Genomic DNA, 22,370 nt, shown 5'->3' with positions numbered 1-22,370 from the left:
CGTGTTTCGCTCAGGTCGCGGTGCGGGCGACGGTGGCCGGGGCGGGGTCGGCGAACGCGGGCATGACCTCTTCCGCGAAGCAGTCCATGGACTCCTCGGCCAGCGCATGCGGAACGGCCCCGGCGCCGAAGGCGAGCAGGACCTGGTCGACCCCGGCTTCGCGCAGGCCCTCGATGCGTTCACGACATTCGGCGGGGGTGCCGACGAGGGTCATGCCCAGCATGTCGAGGACCTTCAGGTTGATCCCGGCCTTGATCAGGTGGCGGAAGCGGCCGAGCGAGCGGTAATAGTCGTAGCCCTCGATCAGGCGTTCCAGCACCGGCAGGGTCTGCTGGAACATGTGGCGGTAGAACCACTCGAAGGCCGGCTTGGCCTCGCGCCGGGCGCGCTTGCCGTCCGGCAGGCACAGGACCCCAAGCGTCATGCCGACCCGGGGCGGGTGGGTGATGTCCGTGCGCGTCGTGTCCCAGGCCTCGTGGTACAGGCGGATGTCCTCGCGGATCATCTGCCACGGCTTGAATGGCCCGGCCAGCGCGCCGATGCCCTGCTGCGCCGCCCAGGTAAAGGACTCCGGGCTGACCGCGGCAGTCCAGATCGGTGGGTGCGGGGTCTGTACCGGGCGCGGCATCACGGGCACGTCGTCCAGGTGATGGAACGGCCCGTCCTGGGTGATGCGGCCGGTGGCGAAGGCCTGGCGTAGCGCATCCAGCCCGGCATCGACCCGCGCGCGGGACTCGCTCATCTCGGCCCCGAATGTGGCATATTCGCGCGGCGAGAAGCCACGCCCGATGCCCAGATCCAGGCGTCCGTCAGAGAGCTGGTCGAGCATGCCGACGCGCTGCGCCACCCGCAGGGGGTGATGGTAGGGCAGCGGGACCACGCCCAGGCCCAGGCGCAGGCGTTTGGTGCGCTGACTGGCCGCGGCCAGCACCAGGTCCGGCGCGGTGGAGTGGGAAAACTCCGGCATCAGGTGGTGCTCCACCAGCCAGGCGGTGCCGAAGCCGAGATGATCGGCGCGCTCCCACAGGCGCAGGGTGTTCTCCAGGACCTCCGCTTCGGAGGTCTGCAGGAAGTCCGGTACCGAGAGCTCGTGGAACAGGTCGAAACGCATGGCGCCAACTGTGCCGCGCGCACGCAGGCGATACAAGCAATCCGCGCTAGGGAAACACTGATCAATGAACGCGTTCGCGTTGGTACCCCAGGTTTTCCGAGACAAGGCGCGTCGTGCAACAGGTAGTGGTTCTACCTGTAAGCGGCGCAACGCAGGATCGGGGAACCTGGGGTGCCAACCCCGCACGTTATTGAAAGGAGGGGCTCGGCAGCTTTTGCGCGCGCACAGCGTTGCGGCTCCCTTGTGCAGAGTGACTGCACGGCAGTCGCCGCGCCTTGTTCGCACGCAAAAGCGACTCGAGCGCGAACGCGTTCATTGATCAGTGTTTCCCTAGGGAGACGCGAATTCATTCGAGTCTCCCCAGGATGCGGTTACGCCGTGGAGGAACAGGGCATGTCGAAGGATCAGGAAGCGTGTGTATTGCAGGCGGCCGGGGTTGCGGGTCCCGGCGAGGACTGGTGGGAGCGCTTCTTCCCGGAGGACCTGCCGCCGGAATGGCAACTCGAGTACTACACCCATCATCACAGCCGGTTACTGCTGCCGGCTGCGGTGTGGACTGCGGCCGACCCGGTCTTCGGTGACTGGGCCGAGGCGGTGCCGCCGGCCCTGCGCCTAACCCTTGAATGGCCGCCCGATCTCGCGCCGCAGGTGGGTGCCGAGCGGGTGCGGGTGCTGGCGGACGCCATCGGCGAAGGCCTGCAGGCGGTGGTTCCGGGACCGATGGAGCCGGCGCAGCTGCAGGCGATGCGGGTGGCGCTGGATGCGGTTGGGCTCGCCCACGCAAGGGTCTACGGCGCGGGCGAGCCGCGCACGCTCGCCCGCGCCGAGGCGGCCTGGTTTTATCCACCTCTGGATTCGGATGTTGCAGGCGGGGCCTGGCAGGTCGTGCCCCAGGCGGGGCTGGACGCGCCAGGTTGGCGGGCGCTGGTGGAGGCACTGAGTCAGGCGGGTGGCACCGGAGAGATCCCGGTATTCCTGCGCGCACGGCCAGAACGCTTGTCCGACTTCCGAACCATCGCCGCGTTGCTGGGTTTGGGATGAGCGCCGCACCCGACCGTTTGACGCTCTCCCGGCTGGCGGCCAGACTCCCATGTTCCGTGGGCCGAACGGCGAGGAGCGCGCGTGGCTGAGCCGGCAGTGGAAGACAGTCCGCACATCGTGATCGAGAACCTGTGCTTCCGGCGCGGGCGCAAAATGATTTTCGATGACCTGTCGATGCGCATCCCGCGCGGGCAGGTGACGACCGTGATGGGGCCCAGCGGCAGTGGCAAGACCACGCTGCTGCGCCTGGTCGGCGGTCAGTTGCGTCCGGACAAGGGCCGCATCTGGGTGGACGGCCAGGAGGTCGCGAAGCTCTCCACCCGGCGGCTGTACGCGCTGCGCAAGCGCATGGGCATGCTGTTCCAGAGCGGTGCGCTGCTGACGGATCTCTCGGTATTCGAGAACGTCGCCTTCCCGCTGCGCGAGCACACCGACCTGCCGGAGGACGTGTTGCACGCGCTGGTGCTGCTGAAGCTGGAGGCGGTGGGCCTGCGCGCGGCGCGCGACCTGGACCCGGCCACCCTGTCCGGTGGCATGGCGCGGCGTGTCGCGCTGGCGCGGGCCATTGCGCTGGACCCGGACCTCATTTTGTACGACGAGCCGTTCACCGGGCTCGATCCGATCACCATGGGCCAGATCGTCAGCCTGATCCGCCGGACCAATCAAAGCCTGGGGCTTACCAGCGTGCTGGTCTCGCATGACGTGACCGAGGCGATGGCGATCTCCGATCAAGTGGTGCTGATCGCCGATGGCCGGGTAGTGGATGCCGGGCCGCCGGACGAACTGGAGGCGCGCGCCTCCGACTGGAGCGCGCAGTTCCTGCAGGGTCGCCCGGACGGGCCGGTGCCGTTTCATTACCCGGGGGCGTCCTATCGCGACGACCTGCTGGGACAGGGAGAACGTCGCGATGACTGACGCGATCGCCTCGCTGGGCCGGACCACCATCAACGCCCTGACGGTGTTCGGTCGGGCATTCATCTTTCTGATCCGGGTGCTGGCGAGCCTGGATGTCGTCATTCGCCGCTTCGGCCTGACGCTGGTTCAGGTGTACTCGGTGGGCGTGCGTTCGCTGCTGATCATCGTCGTATCCGGGCTGTTTGTCGGCATGGTGCTGGCGTACCAGGGCTACATCACGCTGGTGAACTTCGGGGCGGCCGAGGCCCTGGGCGGGGTGGTGGCGCTGTCGCTGGTACGCGAACTGGGGCCGGTGGTCACCGCGCTGCTGTTCGCCGGGCGCGCCGGCTCCGCGCTGACCGCGGAACTGGGGCTGATGAAGACGACCGAACAGCTCTCGGCGATGGAGATGATGGCGGTGAACCCCTATCGCCGGATTTTCGCGCCACGCTTTGTGGCCGGGTTTCTCTCCATGCCGCTGCTGGCCGCGATCTTCAGCGCCGTGGGCGTGATGGGCGGCTACCTCGTCGGGGTGGGGCTGCTGGGCGTGGACAGCGGCGCCTATTTCTCGCAGATGCAGTCGGTGACCGACTGGAACGAGGATGTGCTCTCCGGCGTGATCAAGAGCATCGTGTTCGGCTTCGTGGTGACCTGGATCGCGGTGTTCCAGGGCTTCAATGCGCAGCCGACGTCCGAGGGCATCTCGCGCGCCACGACCCAGACGGTGGTGGTGTCGTCGCTCGCGGTGCTGGGCCTCGATTTCATCCTGACCGGGCTGATGTTCGGCGCGGGCTGACCAGACAATGTTTACCCAGGACAGGTGGCAATAATGAAGGTACGTTTCTTCGAACTGGCGGTCGGTGTCTTCGTGCTCCTGGGTATCGGGGCGCTGTTCTACCTGGCGGTGCAGGTGAGCAACGTGACCGACTATCACGACCGTGACACCTATACGGTGAGCGGATACTTCGACAACATCGGGGGTCTCAAGACGCGTGCCCCGGTCACGGTGTCGGGTGTGCGCATCGGGCGAGTGGCGGATATCCGTTACGATCCGGAACGCTTTCGTGCCGAGGTGACCCTGGCGATCCGCTCGGAGCACGACTACCTGCCGATGGACACCCAGGCCGCCATCCACACCGCGGGGCTGCTGGGTGAACAGTACATCGCGCTGGAGCCGGGTGGTGACTACGACACCCTGCAGGAAGGCGACGAGCTGATGTTCACCCAGTCGGCACTGGTGCTGGAGAACCTCATCGGTCGCTTCATGACCAACATGGGTAGTGACTGATCTACCCAAACCGGGAGCAAGAGACATGAAATGGTTGCATGAACGAATCCTGATCCTGCCGCTGGCGCTGCTGGTCCTGATCTTGGCGGCTCCCGCCCAGGCCGAAGAAAACCCCGCCGAGCTCATCAAGCAGTCGATCGACGCGGTCTACGAAAAGCTGCGCGCAAACGAGGCGCGGGCGCAGGAAGATCCTGACTTCGTGATCGGCGTGATCGAGGAGGAAATCCTGCCCGGCGTGGATATCAACGGGATGGCCCGCCTGGTCCTGGCACGCCACTGGCGCGATGCCAGCAGCGAGCAGCAAAACCGCTTCGCCGAGGCCTTCAAGAACACGCTGCTGCAGGCCTACGGGGTGCAGCTGGCCGATCATCTGGATAAGGACGTGCGCGTAATCGAGCGGCGCTCGCGCCAGGACGAGCGCATGGCCGTGGTCGCCACCGAGGTGGTGATGGGCTCCGGCCAGTCGAACATCCAGGTCAACTACCGTCTGCGTCCGGTGAATGGCGAATGGAAGGTCTTCGACGTCGAGGCCGAGGGGCTCAGCTTCGTCGGCAACTTCCGCACTCGCTTTAACGAGGAGATCAACCGCGATGGCCTGGAGGCGCTGATCGAGCGCCTGGAAGATGGCGACGAGGCGCTGATCGAGGATGCCGTGGGCGACGTGACCCCTGACAACGGGGCTGGGGACCGGTGAGCGACGCACAGATCCGGGCGGATGAAGGTGGTTTGGTCGTCAGCGGGCCACTGACCTTCGCGACGGTGGCCGGGCTGGAGGCACGGGCCCGCGGGCTGACGGCGCATCTCCCGGAACACGCTCGGGTGGATCTGACGCAGGCGGGTCGTATCGACAGCGCCGGCGTGGCGTTCCTGGTCATCCTCTGGCGTCGCGCCCGCGAGCAGGGCCGCACCCTGGTCTTCGAGCCCCTCCCCGAGGGGTTGCGCCCGTTACTGGAGTTGTACGACCTGGAGTCGATTATCACCGACTCCGCCGCCCGCTCCGTCGCCTGAGTCGTGCCGGCGGCGGGCGAACGGGCGAGCCTGGCGCGGATTCGTTATCATGGCGCGTTTCGCCGAACCACGGTCGGTTCGGCGGTCAATCCGGGCATCCCATGGACAAACTGATCATTACCGGAGGTCGCCGACTCGAGGGTCAGGTCTGGATCTCCGGGGCCAAGAACGCCGTGTTGCCGATCCTGTCCGCCACCTTGCTGGCGGACGGGCCGATGACCATTGGCAACGTCCCGCATCTGCAGGACGTGACCACCACCATGGAGCTGCTCGGCCGCATGGGCGTCAGCCTTACGGTTAACGAGCGCATGCGCATCGAGGCCGACCCGACCACGCTGACCCAGTGCGTCGCCCCGTACGACCTGGTAAAGACCATGCGCGCCTCCATCCTGGTGCTGGGGCCGCTGCTGGCCCGCTTCGGCGAGGCCGAGGTCTCCCTGCCGGGTGGCTGCGCCATCGGTTCGCGCCCGGTGAACCTGCACCTGCGGGGTCTTGAGGCCCTGGGGGCCGAGATCGAGGTCGAAGGCGGCTACATCCACGCTCGCGCGGATCGCCTGAAGGGCGCGCGCGTGGTCTTCGACCAGGTGACGGTAACCGGTACCGAGAACCTGTTGATGGCGGCCACCCTGGCCGAGGGCGAGACCCTGATCGAGAATGCCGCGCGCGAGCCAGAGGTCATCGATCTGGCGGACTGCCTGACCGCGATGGGCGCGAAGATCCAGGGTGCCGGCACCGACACCATTCGGGTGCAGGGCGTGGAGCGCCTGCACGGCTGCGAATACGACGTGATGCCGGACCGTATCGAGACCGGCACCTTCCTGGTCGCCGCCGCGGTTACCCGTGGGCGCGTGCGTTGCCGCAATACCCGCCCGGAGCTGCTGGACGCGGTGTTGGCCAAGCTGGTCGAGGCCGGCGCGCGCATTGAGACCGGGCCGGACTGGATCGAGCTGGATATGGAGGGCCGCCGTCCGAAGGCGGTGAACCTGCGCACCGCGCCGTTCCCGGCCTTCCCGACCGACATGCAGGCGCAGATGATGGTGCTGAACACCGTGGCCGAGGGCACCGGATCGGTCGTCGAGACGGTGTTCGAGAATCGCTTCATGCATGCGCTGGAGCTGCAGCGCATGGGCGCGCACATTACCATCGAGGGCAATACCGCGATCGTCGAGGGCGTGGAAAAACTGGTCGGTGCGCCGGTGATGGCGACTGACCTGCGTGCCTCGGCCAGCCTGATCATCGCCGGCCTGGTGGCCGAGGGCGAGACCGAGGTGGACCGCATCTACCACATCGATCGCGGCTACGAATGCATCGAGGAAAAACTGAGCCAGATCGGCGCGACGATTCGTCGCGAGCCGGTCTGAAGCTGCGACTCACACGGAACCGGACGAACGCCTGACCCATGATGGACCCCAACGCCCTGACCATCGCCCTGTCCAAGGGCCGCATCCTCAAGGATACCCTGCCGCTGCTTTCCAGCGCCGGGATCGAGCTGCTGGAGGATCCGGACGAGACGCGCAAGCTGATCCTCGACACCAACCGCGAGGATGTGAAGATCGTGGTGGTGCGCGCGACCGACGTGCCCACCTACGTGCAGCACGGCGCGGCGTCCATCGGCGTGGCCGGAAAGGACGTGCTGATGGAGCACGGCGCGGCCGGGCTGTACGAACCGCTGGATCTGCATATCGCCGAGTGTCGTCTGATGCTGGCGGGGCGCCCGGGCCAGCAACCGGACCCGCAGCAACGCCTGCGCATCGCCACCAAGTTTGTGAACATCACGCAGAACTACTTTGCCCAGCAGGGCCGCCAGGTCGATATCATCAAGCTCTACGGCTCGATGGAACTGGCACCGCTGGTGGGTCTGGCCGACTACATCGTCGACTTGGTGGATACCGGCAACACCCTCAAGGCCAACGGCCTGGAACCGCTGGAACTGATTACCCCCATTAGTTCCCGGTTGATCGTGAACCAGGCAGCCATGAAGATGCGACATAGAACCATTCAAAATCTCATCGAGGGCCTGCGGGAGGCCGTCACCCCCGCGACGACGTAATCGAGAACACCATGACCGCCGATACCGACGACCTGCGAATCCGCGAAATCCAGGAGGTGTCCGCCCCGGACACCGTACGCGATGAACTGCCGATCACCGATGCGGCGGCCAACACCGTGTTCGAGGCCCGCCAGGCCTGCCATCGCATCCTGCGCGGCGAGGATGACCGCCTGCAGGTGATCGTCGGCCCCTGCTCGATCCACGACGTGGACGCCGCGCTGGACTATGCCGATCACCTGAAGACCCTGCGCGAAGAACTCTCCGACGCGCTGCATATTGTGATGCGGGTGTACTTCGAGAAGCCGCGTACCACGGTTGGCTGGAAGGGTCTGATCAATGACCCCGATCTGGATGGCAGCTTCCATATCAACAAGGGCCTGCGTGTGGCGCGCGGACTGCTGCGCGATCTGGCGGTGAAGGGCATGCCGGCGGCCACCGAATACCTCGACCTGATCAGCCCGCAGTACATCGCGGACCTGGTCGCCTGGGGCGCGATTGGTGCGCGCACCACCGAAAGCCAGGTGCACCGCGAGCTGGCCTCCGGTCTGTCCTGCCCGGTGGGCTTCAAGAATTCCACTGATGGCAGCCTGCGCGTGGCGATCGACGCGATCCGTTCTGCCTCGCGCCCGCATCACTTCCTGTCGGTGACCAAGTCGGGCCGCTCGGCAATCTTCTCCACCACCGGCAACGACGACTGCCACATCATCCTGCGCGGCGGGAAGCAGCCGAACTACGACGCCGCGAGCATCGAAGAGGCCTGCAAGGAACTGCGCATGGCCGAGCTGCCGGAGTCGGTGATGGTGGACTGCAGTCACGCCAACAGCCGCAAGGACCCGAAGCAGCAGATCGAGGTCGCGCGTGTGCTGGGCGAACAGATTGCCGGCGGCGATCGGCGCATTATGGGCGTGATGCTGGAGAGCCACCTGACCGGTGGTCGCCAGGACATCCTGCCCGGCAAGCCGCTGCAATATGGCCAGAGCATCACCGATGCCTGCATGGGCTGGGACGACAGCGAGGCCACCCTGCGCCTGCTGGCCGATGCCGTGCGCGCGCGCCGCAAGGCTGCCGTACCCGCCTGAACGAGGAGCCCGACATGCCATCCATTGCCCGACTCGATACCCAGCAGCCCGATTTCGATCAGGCCCTGGAGAACCTGCTGTCCTGGGAATCTGTTGCCGACACCGGCGTGCGGGACGCGGTGGACGAGATCCTCGGCGCGGTGCGCACCGAGGGCGATGCCGCGGTGCTTCGTTACACCGCCAAGTTCGACCGGCTCGACCGCGCCGCAGTCTCCGATCTTGAGATCCCCCACGACCGCTTGCAGGCCGCCCTGGAGTCGATCCCGGCGGAGCAGCGCAAGGCCCTGGAGATGGCCAGCGCACGCATCCGCCGCTACGCCGAGCACCAGCTCATGCGGGACTGGGACTTCACTGACGAGGACGGCACCGTTCTCGGCCAGCGCGTGACCGCGCTGGACTCGGTGGGCCTGTACGTTCCCGGGGGCAAGGCGGCCTATCCGTCCTCCGTGCTGATGAACGCCATCCCGGCCAAGGTCGCCGGCGTCGAGTTGCTGGTCATGGTCGTGCCCGCCCCGGGCGGTGAGCTGAACGATCTGGTGCTGGCCGCGGCCGCCGTGGCCGGCGTGGATCGCGTGTTTACCGTGGGGGGCGCCCAGGCCGTGGCCGCGCTGGCCTATGGCACCCAGACCATCCCGGCGGTGGACAAGATCGTTGGTCCCGGCAATATCTTCGTGGCTGCGGCCAAGCGCGAGGTGTTCGGCACCGTCGGCATCGACATGATCGCCGGTCCGTCCGAGATCCTGGTGGTCTGCGACGGCGAGACCGACCCCGACTGGATCGCGGCCGACCTGTTCTCCCAGGCCGAGCACGACGAGCAGGCCCAGTCCATCCTGCTGTCCTGGGACGACGCGTTCCTGGATCGCGTGGCCGAGGCCATGGACCGCCTGCTGGAGGAGATGCCGCGCGCCGAGATCATTCGCACCAGCCTCGACAAGCGCGGCGCGCTGGTGAAGGTGCGCGACTCGGCCGAGGCCGTCGCGGTCGCCAACCGCATCGCCCCGGAGCACCTGGAGCTGTCGGTGGCCGACCCGCAGGCGATGCTGGATGCCGGGCTGCGCCACGCCGGCGCGATCTTCATGGGCCGCTATACCTCCGAGGCCCTGGGCGACTACTGCGCCGGCCCCAACCATGTGCTGCCGACCTCGCGTACCGCGCGCTTCTCCTCGCCGCTGGGCGTGTACGACTTTCAGAAGCGTTCGAGCATCATCCACTGCTCGGCCGAGGGTGCGGCCAAGCTGGGCGAGACCGCCGCGGCGCTGGCCCATGGCGAGGGCCTGACCGCCCACGCGCGCTCCGCCGAACTGCGTAGTCGATGACCGCCCGCGCGACCCGGACCCCGGACGCCCTGATGCGCCCGGAGGTGCTGGTGCAGCCGGCCTACCAGGTGGCCGACGCGACCGGCCTGATCAAGCTGGACGCGATGGAGAACCCGCATCCCTGGCCGGGGGACCTGGAAGACGCCTGGCTGGCGGCCCTGCGCGATCCGCAGCTGAACCGCTATCCCGACGCCCAGGCACTGGGTCTGGCCGCACAGGTGCGCGCCGCCCACGGTGTGCCCGAGGCCGCCGGATTGATGTTCGGCAATGGGTCGGACGAACTCATCCAGATCCTGATCACGGCGGTGGCGGGTTCCGGGCGTCCGGTGCTGGCGCCGGAGCCGACCTTCGTGATGTATGGCGTGCTGGCCCGAGCGCTGGGGGTGCCGTTCATCGGTGTCTCCCTGAACGCGGACTTCACCCTGGACCTCGACGCGATGCGCGCGGCGATGGCCGAGCACAACCCGGCGCTCTTGTTCCTCGCCTACCCGAACAATCCGACCGGGACGCTGGACGACGCCGCGACCGTACAGGCCATCGTCGACGAGAACCCTGGGGTCACGGTGGTCGACGAGGCCTACGCCCCGTTCGCCGCGCACAGCTTCCTCAAATGCGTCGGCGAGGATGACGGCCTGATGGTGATGCGCACGGTCTCCAAGCTGGGGCTGGCCGGTGCACGGCTTGGCTATCTGGCAGGCACGCCGGCCTGGATCGATGCGCTGGATCGCCTGCGTCTGCCGTACAACATCAATACCCTGACCCAGCGCTCGGTGGCCTTCGCCCTGGAGCACCGTGAGGCGCTGGACACGCAGGCGCGCGGGATCATCGAGGAACGCGACCGCCTGAGCGAGCGTCTGACCGGGACGACGGGGGTCGAGCAGGTCTTTCCCAGCCAGGCGAATTTCATCCTGTTCCGGGTGCGCGCCGGGGCGGGGCATGCGACCTTCGCCGCCCTGCGCGACGCCGGGATCCTGATCAAGGACGTCGGCCGGGCGCATCCGCTTCTCGCGGACTGTCTGCGCGTGACCGTCGGTCGCCCCGACGAAAACGACGCCTTCCTCGCCGCGCTGGGGCAAGCCCTCGCCGCCTGACGCTTTTCTCCAGCGCCGCGTCTTTTGGTTGCACCACAGAGTGCACAGAGGACACGGAGAAATTCGTGAAGTGGTTTCCGGAACGGGCTAAGCGGATCGCAAAGGGGGTCTTGCCATCGCGGAAGACGCGGCGAGATCGGATGAAGGCGGGGCACCAGGCCCGGTTTTCGTTCGCCCTGTCCCGAACTCGGAAAACCGGAGGTCATCCCGGCCGCAGCGCAGGGCAGCGAAGAGCCGGGATTTCCGACGCAAGTCCTGCCCCCCACGTTCGGCCGGGTCACACCGCGGAGATCCCGGATAACCGCTGCGCGGTTTCCGGGATGACAAGGGGGCGCTGCCGGGCCGGTGCGCAAGAGCGGCGGTACCCCCTGACAGCCCTGCGCATCTTTCCGTGGCCTCCCGTGCCCTCTGTGGTGAAGGGCCTTTCCTGGCTCTTTCCCGGTGTGGGTCTCAGCGCCGGCCGGCGGGCGGTTCCAGGCGCAGGCCGCGGACCTCGCCCATGGCACCCCCGGTACGCAGCGCGGCGGCAAACGGGGACTGGCGGGCGGGTTCGCCGTTGATGGTCTCGATGGTGATGCCGCGGCGTTTGGGCAGCCAGCGGCTGCCGGCGAGCTGACGGGTAGCCTCGGTGACCAGCGCGGCGTGTTCCTCCGCGGTGTCGATGCCGGGGATCGCCTCCCAGATGAACAGCTGGCGGCCGGAGGCGGCGAGATACAGCAGCGGCTGGCCGCCAGCCAGCGCGACCAGGGCCCCGGCCACGCGGCGCAGGCGGCCCTCCGCGGACTCCGGCGGCTGTGGCCAGGGCAGGAGCTGGCCCCAGGGATTGGCCGGGTCGACGCTGGCCAGCCACTGCGGCTCGGGGGTGGCGTCGGTCGTGCGTTCCAGCGCGCGCAGGCGGTCCACCGCGCCGGCACGCGCGAACTGGGCGCCGGTCAGGCCCTCGACGAAGTGGCCGCGGCGCAGCTTGCCGGCATCCTCCATCGCACGGTAGACGGGATAGACGCGGCCGAAGCCGCCTGGCAGCCCCTCGGCGCGCGCCATCTCGCGGCTGACTACGCCGTAGCGCGCCAGCAGGTTCTCGGCCTGATCGCGGGCGCGTTCCGTCAGCGACACGCCGGGATCGATCAGGTCGGCCACCCGTGACCAGCGCCCGCCGGCCAGGCCCTGGCCCGGGCGCCGCCGGCCGCGCGAGCTGGGCTTACGCTGGCCGAGGCTGCGCAGCGGGGCAAAAGTGTCATTGGTGATCTGCCCGGCCCAGACCCGATCCCAGATCGCGGCCTCGATCATGTCCTGGCGGGCGTCCGGCTGCGCCTCGCGGGCCGCGCGTTCCAGCTCCATGTAGAAGCAGGCGCCGCGCCGGTCCAGGGTTTCCAGGATGGCTTCGGCCAGCGGGTCGTCGCGGGCCGGTGTCTCCGCCTCGGGCGTGTCGGGTTCCAGCAGCACCATCGCCTGTTCGCGGCGCAGGAAGCGGACACGCCCGTCGCGCGGGCCCAGCGCGCCGCTGCCGATCCAGACGAACTCGCCGGAGGCGGTGATGCGGTCCAGCGCGTCCAGCGAGAAGTCACGCACCCGCATCGGCAGCACATGGGCGGTCCAGGCCGACCAGGGCAGGGCGACGCCTTCGAGCTGCGTGAGCACCTCGCGCAGGGCGCCGATGCCCGACCCGGGCTCGTTCAGGCCCTGCCAGGCGGGCAGGAAGCGGCCCAGCGCGCGGGCGTCCGCCGCCGCCGCCTCGTCGCGCAGGCGGGCCAGGGTGCGGCGCTTCAGCCGGCGCAGGATGTCCAGCTCGCACCAGTCCTCGCCCTGGCCCTGCGGGCGGATCTCGCCGCGCAGCAGCACGCTGGCACTCTCCAGCGCCTCCAGCGCCGGAAGCAGCGCGCCGGGCGCGAGGCCGTAGCGAACGCCCAGGTCCTCGACGCGGAATGGCCCATGCGTGCGGGCGTAGCGGCGCAGCAGCTGTTCCAGCGGGCGTTGCGGCGGTTCGAGGAAACCGGCGGGCAGGCCGGGTGGTGGCACGACCCCGAGCGCGTCGCGAAAGAGGGCGGCGTCCTCGGCGGCGATCCAGCGCGGCTCGCCGGCGATCCGGACCTCGACCGCACGCAGCCCGTCGGCCAGGGCCTGTAGCCAGGGTGCGGGGTTTTCGGCCGCTGCGGCTTCGATCTCCTGCCGCGTCAGGTCGCCGCGCCGGCGCAGCAGGTCATGCAGCTCGTCGGCGTCGCGGACCTGTGTGGCCTTCGTGGTGTGCGCCAGTTCGGCCTCCAGCTCGGCCAGGGCATCGGGGTCAATCAGCTCGCGCAGCTCGGCCTGGCCCAGCAGCTCGGCCAGCATCCCGCGATCGAGCGTGAGCGCCTGCGCTTTGCGTTCGGCCATCGGCGCGTCCTGCTCGTAGATGTAGGCGGCGACGTAGGCGAATACCAGGCTGCGCGCGAACGGCGAGGCACGCGGCGTTTCCACCTCGTGCACGCGGATGTGGCGCTCCTGCACGCCGCGCAGGATCTCGCGCAGGGCGTCCAGATCGAACACGTCGGCCAGCACCTGGCGGTAGGTCTCCAGCACCACCGGGAAGTTCGCGTATTCGCGCACCGACGCGAGCAGCTGCTGCGACTTCAGGCGCTGGGCCCACAGCGGCGTGCGCTGGCCCGGGCGGTTGCGCACCAGCAAGAGCGCCCGCGCCGCGTTCTCGCGGAAGGCGCTGGCGAACAGCGTGGAGTGACCCAGCTCGCGGGTGACCGCCTCTTCCAGCTCCTCCGGGTCCGGAAACAGACTGTCCAGTTCGGGCAGGTCCTCGCTATCCGCCAGGCGCAGCACGATGCCGTCGTCGGTGTACATCACCTGCACCTCGAAGCCGGAGGTGCTGGTCAGCGCCCCCTGCAGGGCCAGCGCCCAAGGGGCGTGCACGCGGGCGCCGAACGGGGTCAGGATGCACACGCGCCAGTCGCCGACCTCGTCGCGGAAGCGCTCGACCACGATGCGCTTGTCCGACGGGAGCTGCCCGGTGGCCTCGCGCTGTTCGTCGATGTAGTCGCACAGCGTCTCGACGGCCGCCTCGGACAGCGGGGCGTGCGCCTTCAGCCAGGCGGCGCGCTCGGCGCGGTCCATGCGCGCCAGGCGTTCGGTGGCCGCACCGATCGCCTGGCCCAACTGGATCGGGCGGCCGGGGCCGTCGCCATGCCAGAACGGCAGCTTTCCGACCTCGCCGGGGGCGGGGGAGACCAGCACGCGGTCGCGGGTGATCGCCTCCACGTGCCAGGTGCTGGCGCCCAGGGTCACGTTCTCGCCGGTCTTCAGCTCGAACACCATCTCCTCGTCCAGCTCGCCGATGCGCGGGCCGCCCTCGCCGACATGCACGCCGTACAGGCCGCGGTCGGGGATGGTGCCGGCGTTCAGGCGCGCGGCCAGCGCCGCGCCCCGGCGCGGGGTCAGCTCGTCACGCGCGCGGTCCCAGGCGACCCACGGGCGCAGGTCGGCGAAGTCGGTGCTGGGATAGTGGCCGGAGAGCATGTCCAGGGTCGCCTCCAGCAGCGGGCGCGACAGTTCGCGCCAGGGTGCGGCGCGGCGTATCAGCGCATGCAACTCGTCCACCGCGCGCGGGCGTTCGCAGACCATCGCGACGAGCTGCTGGGCGAGCACGTCCAGCGGGTTGTGCGGGGCATGGATGGGTTCCAGCGCGCCGACCTGCATGCGCTCGCCAATCACCGCGCATTCCAGCAGGTCGCCGCGAAAGCGTGGCAGCAGCAGCGAGCGCGAGACCTGGCCGACCCCGTGCCCGGCGCGTCCGGCGCGTTGCAGGCCGCGGGCAACCGAGCCGGGGGATTCCACCATGATCACCAGGTCCACGGCACCCATATCGATGCCCAGTTCCAGCGAGCTGGTGGCGACAATGCCGCGCAGGCGCCCGGTCTTCAGGCGGCCCTCGATCTCCGCGCGGCGCTCGTGGGAGACGCTGCCGTGGTGAGCGGCGACCAGGTCCTCCCGTTTGTCGGCGGCTTCGGGCTGCTGTTCGCGCCAGGCGTCGTTGATGCGCTGGACCAGGCGCTCGCACAGCCCGCGACTGTTCACGAACACGATGGTCGAGCGGTGTTCCAGGATCGCGGCCAGCAGGCGCGGCTCCAGGCGCGCGGCGCGGTCGCCGCCCCCACTCGGGGGTGGTCCGGTGCCCTGGCCGTAGACCGCACCGAGGATGGAGCCGGACGGGATGGTGTTCGCGCCTTCGGAGGGTTCGATGGTGGGGGGTGCGTGTGCCGCTGGCGGCTCCTCCGGGGCGAGGATCTCGAGATCCAGGCGTGGGGCCTCGGCGGCGTCGATCACCTCCACCTCGCGGTCGCCGCCGAGGAAGCCGCGCGCGACCTCCACCGGGTGCACGGTTGCGGAAAGCCCGATGCGCTGCGGGTCCCGGCCGCAGCGCTCGGCCAGGCGTTCTAGCGACAGGGCCAGGTGCGCGCCGCGCTTGTTGCCGGCCAGGGCGTGCACCTCGTCGATGATCACCGTGTGGATGGATTCGAGGTTCTCCGCGGCCTTCGAGCCCAGCAGCAGGTAGAGCGACTCCGGCGTGGTCACCAGGATGTCGCCGGGTTCGCGCGCCTGGGCACGGCGCTCGGCCTGTGGGGTGTCGCCGGTGCGGATGTGCACCACGGGTTCGTGGGCCGACTCGTCGCCCAGGCGCGCGGCGGTCCGGGTGATGCCGGTCAGCGGCGCGCGCAGGTTGCGCTCGATGTCGGTGGCCAGTGCCTTCAGTGGCGAGATGTAGAGCACCGAGTAGCCGGTGCGGGGTTCCGGGGCCGGCTCGCCGGTCAGGCGGTCGATTGCACTCAGGAACGCGGCAAGGGTCTTGCCGCTACCGGTCGGGGCGATCAGCAGGCAGTGGTGGCTGGCGCGGATCGCGGGCCAGCCGCGGGACTGGATGGGAGTGGCCTGCTCGAAGGCCTCGCGAAACCAGGTGTCGGTCGCGGGGCGAAAGGGCGTGACCGACATCGGCTGGGGCCCCGAGCTGGCGGCTCAGGCGTGGCCGACGGTGCTGTCGGTGGTGGCGTGGAAGTAGTCGCTGTCGCGCGCCAGCTCGTCGATCAGCTCGTGCAGCATGGCCAGCCGGCTTTCGGCATCCGCGAACGGGGCGCAGTCCTCGCACAACGGGTCGCCGCAGGGCTGGCGGCTGTACAGCCAGAAGTGGATCGCACCGGCCAGCAGGCCGTCGGCAACGTCGCCGGTCTCGTCGGCCTGGCCGTCATCCGCCAGGCGGTTGGCCAGCTCGATCAGGTGCTGGGCGGCGTTGTTGTAGGTCTGGTCGGTGGTGTCGTTCATGGGGTCTCGGGCCAGTCTTGTTTAGCCAGCGCCAGTCAGTTTGACTGACACAGAACCCGGCAGTTTACCGCGACTGGCCGATATTCCGAAGAAACAGGGGAATATGCCGCTCCTCCGGGGACAGGCCGCCGTGTGCGCCAACGAAGAACGGCCCCTCGTCGTCGGCCGGCGGGTCCACCAGGTAGGCGTCCTCGACCGGCAGCAGCAGGTAGTCGCCGGCCCGCGCGCGCAGTTCCGGGTGTAGCGGCTCGGGGCCGAGGGTCCCGTGGCCCAGCCACTCGGCCTGCGGGATGGCCAGGACATCGTCACCGAACGCCCGCTCCAGTGCCTGCAGGAAGTTAGCGTGCTGTCCGGTTCGGATGTGGGCGAGGGCGGCGCGTGGCTCGCCGGTCAGGCGGTGGCGCAGGCAGGCCTGCACCGCCGGGTGCTCGCGCAGGTCCAGGCGGCGTTCCATCGTGCGCATGCCGTGGTCGGCGGTGGTCAGAAACACGCTCTCCGGGCGCTGGATCTGCGCGCAGGTGGCGGTGTAGGCCAGGTCCAGCTGTTTCAGGTGGCGCTCCACCTCCGGGCTGTCCGGGCCGTATTCGTGGCCCAGATGGTCCAGCTCCGACCAGTAGACGTAGGTGAAGTGGGGTCCCGGCGTCGCGTTCACATGCGCGGCCACCCGCGTCGGCAGCTCGGAGAGGTCCTCGAAGCCAATGAAGTCGGCTCCGCGGCTCATCATGCGGTTGTAGGGTGTGCCGCCGATCCATTCCGGGCCGATGAAGGTCATGCCGCAGTCAAGCCGGTCGCCCAGGCGGTCGGGCTGCACGCGGCCGGTCAGCTCGCGGTAGCCGAGCGTGGCCGGGTGGTCGTCGGCGCCGCGCTCCTGGCCCATCAGTACCGTAAGGGTGCGTTCGGCGGCCGCCAGGCGGGTATGCCAGCCGAGCAGGCCATGCCGTGCGGGGTGACGGCCGGTCAGGATGCTGGTGATCGCGGTGGCCGTAGTGCTGGGAAACACAGTCTCCAGGTCGGTCACGTGGTCCGCGCCCAACAACGGCGTGTGGCGGCGGTAACGGGCGGCAAAGCCGTCGATGAGCCAGAGTACGATATGGCGGTCCGGGCCCAGGTGCTCGGAGACACCCGCTAGCGGCGGGTGCGAGGCCGCCGGGTTCAGGCTCGCCTCGATTTGGCCGAGCAGGTCCATCAGCCCGGGCGATTCCAGCCGCGCGCGCAGGATGGTGTCCACGGCGGAGTGGGCGGTTGCCGACAAGACGTCAGGCCTTCGCGCCGCCGTCGCCACCCATGCAGGGCGGGGAATCGGCCACCTTGCCGGCGCGTTCGAACCACTGGTCCGGGTCCAGCGTATGCAGCGCCAGGGCGTGGATGCCCCCGGCCAGCTCGTCGGCCAGGGCCTGGTTCACCAGCCGGTGCCGCGCGATCAGCTTCTGGTCGCGAAAGGCCTCGGATACCACGGTTACCTTGAAGTGCGACTCCGAACCCGGCGGTACGTTGTGCATGTGGCTCTCGTTCACCACCTCCAGATGCTCGGGCGCAAAGCGTTCCTCCAGCTTGGCGGTGATCTGTTCCTGCATGCTCATGTCCCGGCTCCCGCGAATGATGGTGTGTTACGTACGAGCCACTAGTCTGCCTTGATGCGCCGCCATGTCCAGATCCGCCGTCCGCGCGACGGGCGTTGCCGGCCTTCGGACAAACACCCCTTTCGGGAGGGGTATACTCCCGCGCTCATTTTCGTGACAGGGAAGCATGATGACGTTTTCAGTGATGCGGATGGCCGGTACGAGCCTCCTGGGGATGCTGGTGATCACACTGGCTGGTTGTTCTTCGCCGCGGGCGGACTTTGAAACGGCCTGTATCGAGAACTCGGGAGATACGGAGGGCTGCACGTGTGCGGCCGAGCGTCTCGACAACAACCTCGACCGGAATCAATACGCCCAGTTGGTTGAGCTGATGCAGGATGGCGGTGCGACCATGAGGGAGGTCGAACAGGCGGTCGATGCCGAGGTCATGGAAGAGCTGATGATTGCCGGCAAGCAGTGCAACACCGGTATGTAATCCTGCAGTCCCTCCGGGCGGTCTTGCTGGGGTTATGGCTGGCGGTGCCGGTGGCTGTACAGGCGGAAGTCCGCCGCGGGGCGGACATGACGCCCGCTACGGGCGATATCGTCCTGCGCGCCGGCAATGGCGCCTGGGCCTTTCTGGCGCGGCGATTCTCGGAGTCGGATCCGCGCTGGAGCCATGCGGGGGTGATCCTCCTTGAAGGTGAAACTGTGAGGGTCGTTCACATGGACGGCTCGCCGGCCGGGGGCGAGATTCGTGCCGACTCGCTGGAGACCTTCAGCGCGGGCCCACAAGCCATGCAGCTGGTGCGCACGGGCCTGGACGCCGCACAACGCCGGCGCGTCGGAGACTGGCTGGCCGGGCAGCTGGCGCGTGGGACACCCTTTGACACCCAGTTCCGTCTGGAAGACGACTCTGCGCTCTATTGTTCGGAGCTCGTATGGCGAGCCCTTGAACACGTGGACACGGCCCTGGACCAGGCGGACCTGCCACGGATGGCCGGTCGTTCGTATATCCCGGTGGATCGGCTGCTGCAGTTGGGGGATGCTGGACCGGTGCCCGGCCGGGGTACTCCGGTCCCTGCAGTCCGGTGAAACGCGCGCAGTTTCTGGAAGAGTGAGTGACTTGTCGGAGGTTGTCCGGGCGGACTGCAGCGCCGCCGTGCACAGCCGATAGAGATTACGGAGGGCGTATGGGGCAGACGCTGGCGTTCGATATCTATGGGACGTTGATCGATCCCCAGGGCGTTGCTGCGACGCTGGAGGGCTGGTTTGGCGAACAGGCCCCTGTTTTAGCGCGTGCCTGGCGCGAGAAGCAGCTCGAATACACCTTCCGGCGTGGTCTGATGGGGGCGTATGCGGACTTCGATACCTGTACCGAGCAGGCGCTGCGCTATTGCTGTCAGGCGTTGGATATCGAGCTCGACCCTGAGCAGGAGGTGGAGTTGTTGCAGCGCTATCGCCAGCTCCCCGCCTTTACCGATGCGGCTCCGGCCCTGGATCGCCTGCGCGCGGACGGCCACCGCCTGTTCGCATTCAGCAACGGCAGGGCCGAGACGGTGGATGAGCTGCTGCGCCACGCCGGTCTGGACGATCGCTTCGAGGATGTCGTCAGCGTGGACGAGATCGGCTGTTTCAAGCCCGATCCACGGGTGTACCGGCATTTCCTCCAGCGGGCGAATGTATTGCCGATGGATGCCTGGCTGATCTCGGGCAACCCGTTTGACGTGATCGGCGCGCAGGCCGCGGGTATGCGCACGGCCTGGCTCGACCGGGCGGGGCAGGGGCTGTTCGATCCCTGGGGCGGGGAACCCACAGCTACCATCCGGGACCTGGACGAGCTGACCGGCGCGCTGGGTTTGTAGCGGCCGCGACCTCGGCAAGCATTCCCGTTGCAACGCGCTATTCGCACGCGGTGGTTGCGCTACGATGGAGATCGGGCAGCCGCCGGGAGAGGAGCGTGAGCCAGCAGGTCAAGCAACGGGTCGCGCCCGCAGTCGAATTGCCCCCGATCCGTCCCGCCACGCTCGAGGATCTGGAGGCGCTGGTGGCGCTGGAACAGGCGGCGTTCGAGGTCGATCGCATTTCGCGGCGGCAGTTTCGCTATCTCCTCACGCGCGGGCACGCGGCCACGCTGGTGGCAGAGGGGCCCGGCGGTGAGGGACCGCTCGGCTACGTGATGCTGCTGTTCAGCCGGGGTACGTCGCTGGCGCGGCTGTACTCGATCGCGGTCAGCGAGCGTGCGCGTGGCCGGGGCCTGGGGCGGCGCCTGGTGGAGGCGGCGGAGGATGTGGCGCGGGAGCACGGCCGGACCGATCTGCGTCTGGAGGTGCGCCGCGACAACGCGCCTAGTCAGGCGTTGTTCCGCGGGCTGGGTTACCGCGATTTCGGCACCATCGATGATTACTACGAGGACCACATGGATGCGCTGCGGCTGCAGAAGTCGCTGGCGCCCGGTCCCGATCCGGCGCTAGTGCGCGCACCGTACTACGCGCAGACGCTGGAGTTCACCTGCGGCCCGGCCGCGCTGATGATGGCGATGCGCGCCATCGACCCGGCGCTGAAGCTGGACCGGCGTCTGGAGCTGCGCCTGTGGCGTGACGCCACCACCATATTCATGACCTCCGGCCACGGCGGTTGCGGTCCCTATGGGCTGGCGCTTGCGGCCGCCCATCGCGGGTTCGAGGTGGAACTGCTGGTGCGCGATCGTGGCGTGGCGTTTGCCGATTCGGTGCGCAGCGTGGAGAAAAAGGAGGTCATGCAGCTGGTTCAGGAAGAGATGATCGAGGAGCTGGAGCAGCTCGGGGTCCCCGTGGTGCATGGTCCGGTGAACGTGGCCCAGCTGGCGGCACGCTCTGCCGAGGGCGGGGTGCCGGTGGTGTTGATCAGCAGCGTACGGCTGTACGCCGAGCGCTTCCCGCACTGGGTCACGGTCACCGGGTTCGACGAGCGTTTTGTCTACGCGCACGACCCGTTCGTGGACGCCGAGCAGGGCGAGCGCGCGCTGGATTCGGTAAACATGCCGATCGCGCGCGCGGACTTCGAGCGCATGGCGCGCTATGGGCGCGCGGGGTTGCAGGCGGCGGTGATCGTCGGCCCGCGCAAGACGCCAGGGGTGGCGCATGCCTGAGCACCGTATCCTGGTCGAGCGCCGCGCGGACTGGAAGCCGCACTTCCCCGACCTGCCGGTGATGACCATCGACGACTACCTGCGCGGCCCCGCCGTCGACGACCCCGCCAACCTGCGGGTGATCAACCTGTGCCGTAGCCAGCGCTACCTGTCGGCGGGCTACTACGGCTCGCTGCTGGCGGAGGCGCGTGGGCATCGGGTGATCCCCAGCGTGCGCACCCTGCAGGACCTGTCGCGCAAGTCGATCTACAGCCTGGATACCGAGGAGCTGGACGAGCGCGTCGCGCGCGTTCTCGGGCGCAGCCGCCAGGGCGTGCAACCGGAGCGCGTGGAACTGACCGTGCTGTTCGGCCAGTGTGCCGAGCCGGCACTGCAGGCGATCGCCGGGCAGCTGTTCGCCCTGTTCCCCGCGCCGATGTTCCGGGTGGAGTTCCGGCTGCAGGGCCAGTGGCAGATCCATGCCCTGCGCCCGTTCGCGCTCAACGCGCTCGAGCCCGAGCAGGAGCCGGCCTTCTTCGTCGCCCTGGAGCGCTACCTCTCGAAGCCCTGGCGTCGCCGGCGCGGGGCCCGCAGCGCGCGCTACGAGCTGGCCATTCTGTACAACCCGGACGAGGCCATGGCCCCGTCCACGCCGGCCACGCTCAAGCGCTTCGCCCGCGCCGGACAGGAGCAGGGGATGGATGTCGAGCTGATCCAGGCGCGCGACCTGCCGCGGCTGGCGGAGTTCGATGCCCTGTTCATCCGCGAGACCACCGCGATCGACCACTACACCTACCGCTTCGCGCGCAAGGCCGAGGCCGAGGGCATGGTGGTGATCGACGATGCCGACTCTATCCTGCGCTGTACCAACAAGGTCTACCTGGCCGAGCGCCTGGCCGCCCATCGCGTACCCACGCCGAAGACGGTGATTCTCAACCGCGAGACCATCCTGCGCGCGGAGGAATCGATCGGCTATCCCGTGGTGCTGAAGATCCCGGACGGCAGCTTCTCGCGCGGCGTATTCAAGGCGAACGACCGCGGCGAGCTGGAGTCCATCGCCCGGCGCCTACTCAAGGAGAGCGATCTGATCCTCGCCCAGGAGTTCGTCTATACCGAATTCGACTGGCGCATCGGCGTGCTCAACCGCCGGCCGCTGTACGCCTCGCAATACCTGATGTCGCGCAAGCACTGGCAGATCGTCAACCACGACGCCAAGGGTGGCCCGCGCGAAGGCGGCTTTCGCACCCAGGCCCTGGAGGATGTGCCCGCCGCGGTGGTCAAGACGGCCGTCAAGGCCGCTAACCTGATTGGCGATGGCCTTTACGGCGTCGACCTCAAACAGACCCCGCGTGGCGTGATGGTGATCGAGGTGAACGACAACCCCAACCTCGACGCCGGCATCGAGGACAAGGTCCTCGGCGAAGCCCTCTACGCCACCCTGATGCAGGATTTCGTCCGCCGCCTGGATGCCGCCCGCCGCCACCGCGCCGCACCCTGACGCCGCCTCTCGGCGCGCTTTTTACGGG

21 protein-coding genes are annotated in these 22,370 nt (G+C 68.5%); 16 read left to right on the top strand and 5 right to left on the bottom strand.

Annotated features, from left to right (window positions below; genetic code table 11):
• Positions 1–10: 10 nt before the first annotated feature.
• Entirely contained in the window at positions 11–1,111 is a 1,101-nt protein-coding gene (locus F816_RS0108515; protein ID WP_026333204.1) for an LLM class flavin-dependent oxidoreductase, read from the bottom strand.
• A gap of 393 nt (positions 1,112–1,504) precedes the next feature.
• Between F816_RS0108515 and F816_RS0108510 the strand changes: the two genes are divergently transcribed.
• From F816_RS0108510 to hisC, 11 genes are all read left to right on the top strand, one after another.
• Complete coding sequence (locus F816_RS0108510) at positions 1,505–2,152, top strand: hypothetical protein (protein ID WP_026333203.1); 648 nt, start codon at positions 1,505–1,507, stop codon at positions 2,150–2,152.
• Between the two features lie 81 nt (positions 2,153–2,233).
• Positions 2,234–3,067, top strand: a complete 834-nt coding sequence (locus F816_RS0108505; RefSeq protein ID WP_038085638.1) for an ABC transporter ATP-binding protein — start codon at positions 2,234–2,236, stop codon at positions 3,065–3,067.
• A complete protein-coding gene (gene mlaE / locus F816_RS0108500) occupies positions 3,060–3,842 on the top strand; it encodes a lipid asymmetry maintenance ABC transporter permease subunit MlaE (protein WP_019594374.1) in 783 nt (260 codons plus the stop codon). Before F816_RS0108505 ends, mlaE begins: the two co-directional genes overlap by 8 nt.
• 33 nt (positions 3,843–3,875) lie before the next feature.
• The gene (gene mlaD / locus F816_RS0108495) at positions 3,876–4,334 is read left to right on the top strand and encodes an outer membrane lipid asymmetry maintenance protein MlaD (RefSeq protein ID WP_018144517.1); all 459 of its coding nucleotides are present in this window, start codon (positions 3,876–3,878) and stop codon (positions 4,332–4,334) included.
• A gap of 25 nt (positions 4,335–4,359) precedes the next feature.
• Entirely contained in the window at positions 4,360–5,028 is a 669-nt protein-coding gene (locus tag F816_RS0108490; RefSeq protein ID WP_019594373.1) for a phospholipid-binding protein MlaC, read from the top strand.
• On the top strand, positions 5,025–5,342 hold the full coding sequence (locus F816_RS0108485; protein WP_019563233.1) for a lipid asymmetry maintenance protein MlaB: 318 nt from the start codon (positions 5,025–5,027) through the stop codon (positions 5,340–5,342). Before F816_RS0108490 ends, F816_RS0108485 begins: the two co-directional genes overlap by 4 nt.
• Positions 5,343–5,443: 101 nt before the next feature.
• Positions 5,444–6,703, top strand: a complete 1,260-nt coding sequence (murA, locus tag F816_RS0108480; RefSeq protein WP_019594372.1) for a UDP-N-acetylglucosamine 1-carboxyvinyltransferase — start codon at positions 5,444–5,446, stop codon at positions 6,701–6,703.
• Between the two features lie 38 nt (positions 6,704–6,741).
• Positions 6,742–7,392, top strand: a complete 651-nt coding sequence (gene hisG / locus F816_RS0108475; RefSeq protein WP_018144513.1) for an ATP phosphoribosyltransferase — start codon at positions 6,742–6,744, stop codon at positions 7,390–7,392.
• 11 nt (positions 7,393–7,403) lie between these two features.
• A complete protein-coding gene (locus F816_RS0108470) occupies positions 7,404–8,471 on the top strand; it encodes a 3-deoxy-7-phosphoheptulonate synthase (RefSeq protein WP_018168264.1) in 1,068 nt (355 codons plus the stop codon).
• 14 nt (positions 8,472–8,485) lie between these two features.
• On the top strand, positions 8,486–9,787 hold the full coding sequence (gene hisD, locus F816_RS0108465; RefSeq protein WP_018144511.1) for a histidinol dehydrogenase: 1,302 nt from the start codon (positions 8,486–8,488) through the stop codon (positions 9,785–9,787).
• Complete coding sequence (gene hisC, locus F816_RS0108460; protein ID WP_019594371.1) at positions 9,784–10,878, top strand: histidinol-phosphate transaminase; 1,095 nt, start codon at positions 9,784–9,786, stop codon at positions 10,876–10,878. Before hisD ends, hisC begins: the two co-directional genes overlap by 4 nt.
• A 450-nt stretch (positions 10,879–11,328) precedes the next feature.
• Here hisC and F816_RS0108455 read toward each other — a convergent pair whose 3' ends face one another.
• From F816_RS0108455 to F816_RS0108440, 4 genes are all read right to left on the bottom strand, one after another.
• Entirely contained in the window at positions 11,329–15,849 is a 4,521-nt protein-coding gene (locus tag F816_RS0108455; protein WP_019594370.1) for a DNA glycosylase AlkZ-like family protein, read from the bottom strand.
• 24 nt (positions 15,850–15,873) lie between these two features.
• The gene (locus F816_RS0108450; protein WP_019594369.1) at positions 15,874–16,176 is read right to left on the bottom strand and encodes a hypothetical protein; all 303 of its coding nucleotides are present in this window, start codon (positions 16,174–16,176) and stop codon (positions 15,874–15,876) included.
• A gap of 64 nt (positions 16,177–16,240) precedes the next feature.
• A complete protein-coding gene (locus F816_RS0108445) occupies positions 16,241–17,362 on the bottom strand; it encodes an alkaline phosphatase family protein (protein WP_231363395.1) in 1,122 nt (373 codons plus the stop codon).
• A 70-nt stretch (positions 17,363–17,432) separates the two neighbouring features.
• Positions 17,433–17,756, bottom strand: a complete 324-nt coding sequence (locus F816_RS0108440; protein WP_018144506.1) for a BolA family transcriptional regulator — start codon at positions 17,754–17,756, stop codon at positions 17,433–17,435.
• 169 nt (positions 17,757–17,925) lie between these two features.
• Here F816_RS0108440 and F816_RS0108435 point away from each other — a divergent pair, with 169 nt between their 5' ends.
• From F816_RS0108435 to F816_RS0108415, 5 genes are all read left to right on the top strand, one after another.
• Positions 17,926–18,231: a hypothetical protein gene (locus F816_RS0108435; protein WP_019594367.1), complete on the top strand. Its 306-nt coding sequence runs from the start codon at positions 17,926–17,928 to the stop codon at positions 18,229–18,231.
• 86 nt (positions 18,232–18,317) lie between these two features.
• Entirely contained in the window at positions 18,318–18,830 is a 513-nt protein-coding gene (locus F816_RS0108430) for a YiiX/YebB-like N1pC/P60 family cysteine hydrolase (protein WP_231363394.1), read from the top strand.
• A 98-nt stretch (positions 18,831–18,928) separates the two neighbouring features.
• On the top strand, positions 18,929–19,600 hold the full coding sequence (locus F816_RS0108425) for a haloacid dehalogenase type II (protein ID WP_019594365.1): 672 nt from the start codon (positions 18,929–18,931) through the stop codon (positions 19,598–19,600).
• Between the two features lie 95 nt (positions 19,601–19,695).
• Positions 19,696–20,865 (top strand): GNAT family N-acetyltransferase/peptidase C39 family protein, encoded by a 1,170-nt coding sequence (locus F816_RS0108420; protein ID WP_019594364.1) that lies wholly within the window; start codon positions 19,696–19,698, stop codon positions 20,863–20,865.
• Complete coding sequence (locus tag F816_RS0108415) at positions 20,858–22,342, top strand: RimK family protein (RefSeq protein ID WP_019594363.1); 1,485 nt, start codon at positions 20,858–20,860, stop codon at positions 22,340–22,342. Before F816_RS0108420 ends, F816_RS0108415 begins: the two co-directional genes overlap by 8 nt.
• Positions 22,343–22,370 lie beyond the last annotated feature (28 nt).

This window comes from Thioalkalivibrio sp. ALM2T, assembly GCF_000381505.1.
Taxonomy (GTDB): Bacteria; Pseudomonadota; Gammaproteobacteria; order Ectothiorhodospirales; family Ectothiorhodospiraceae; genus Thioalkalivibrio; species Thioalkalivibrio versutus.
This window is presented reverse-complemented; position numbering and strand designations above follow the sequence as displayed.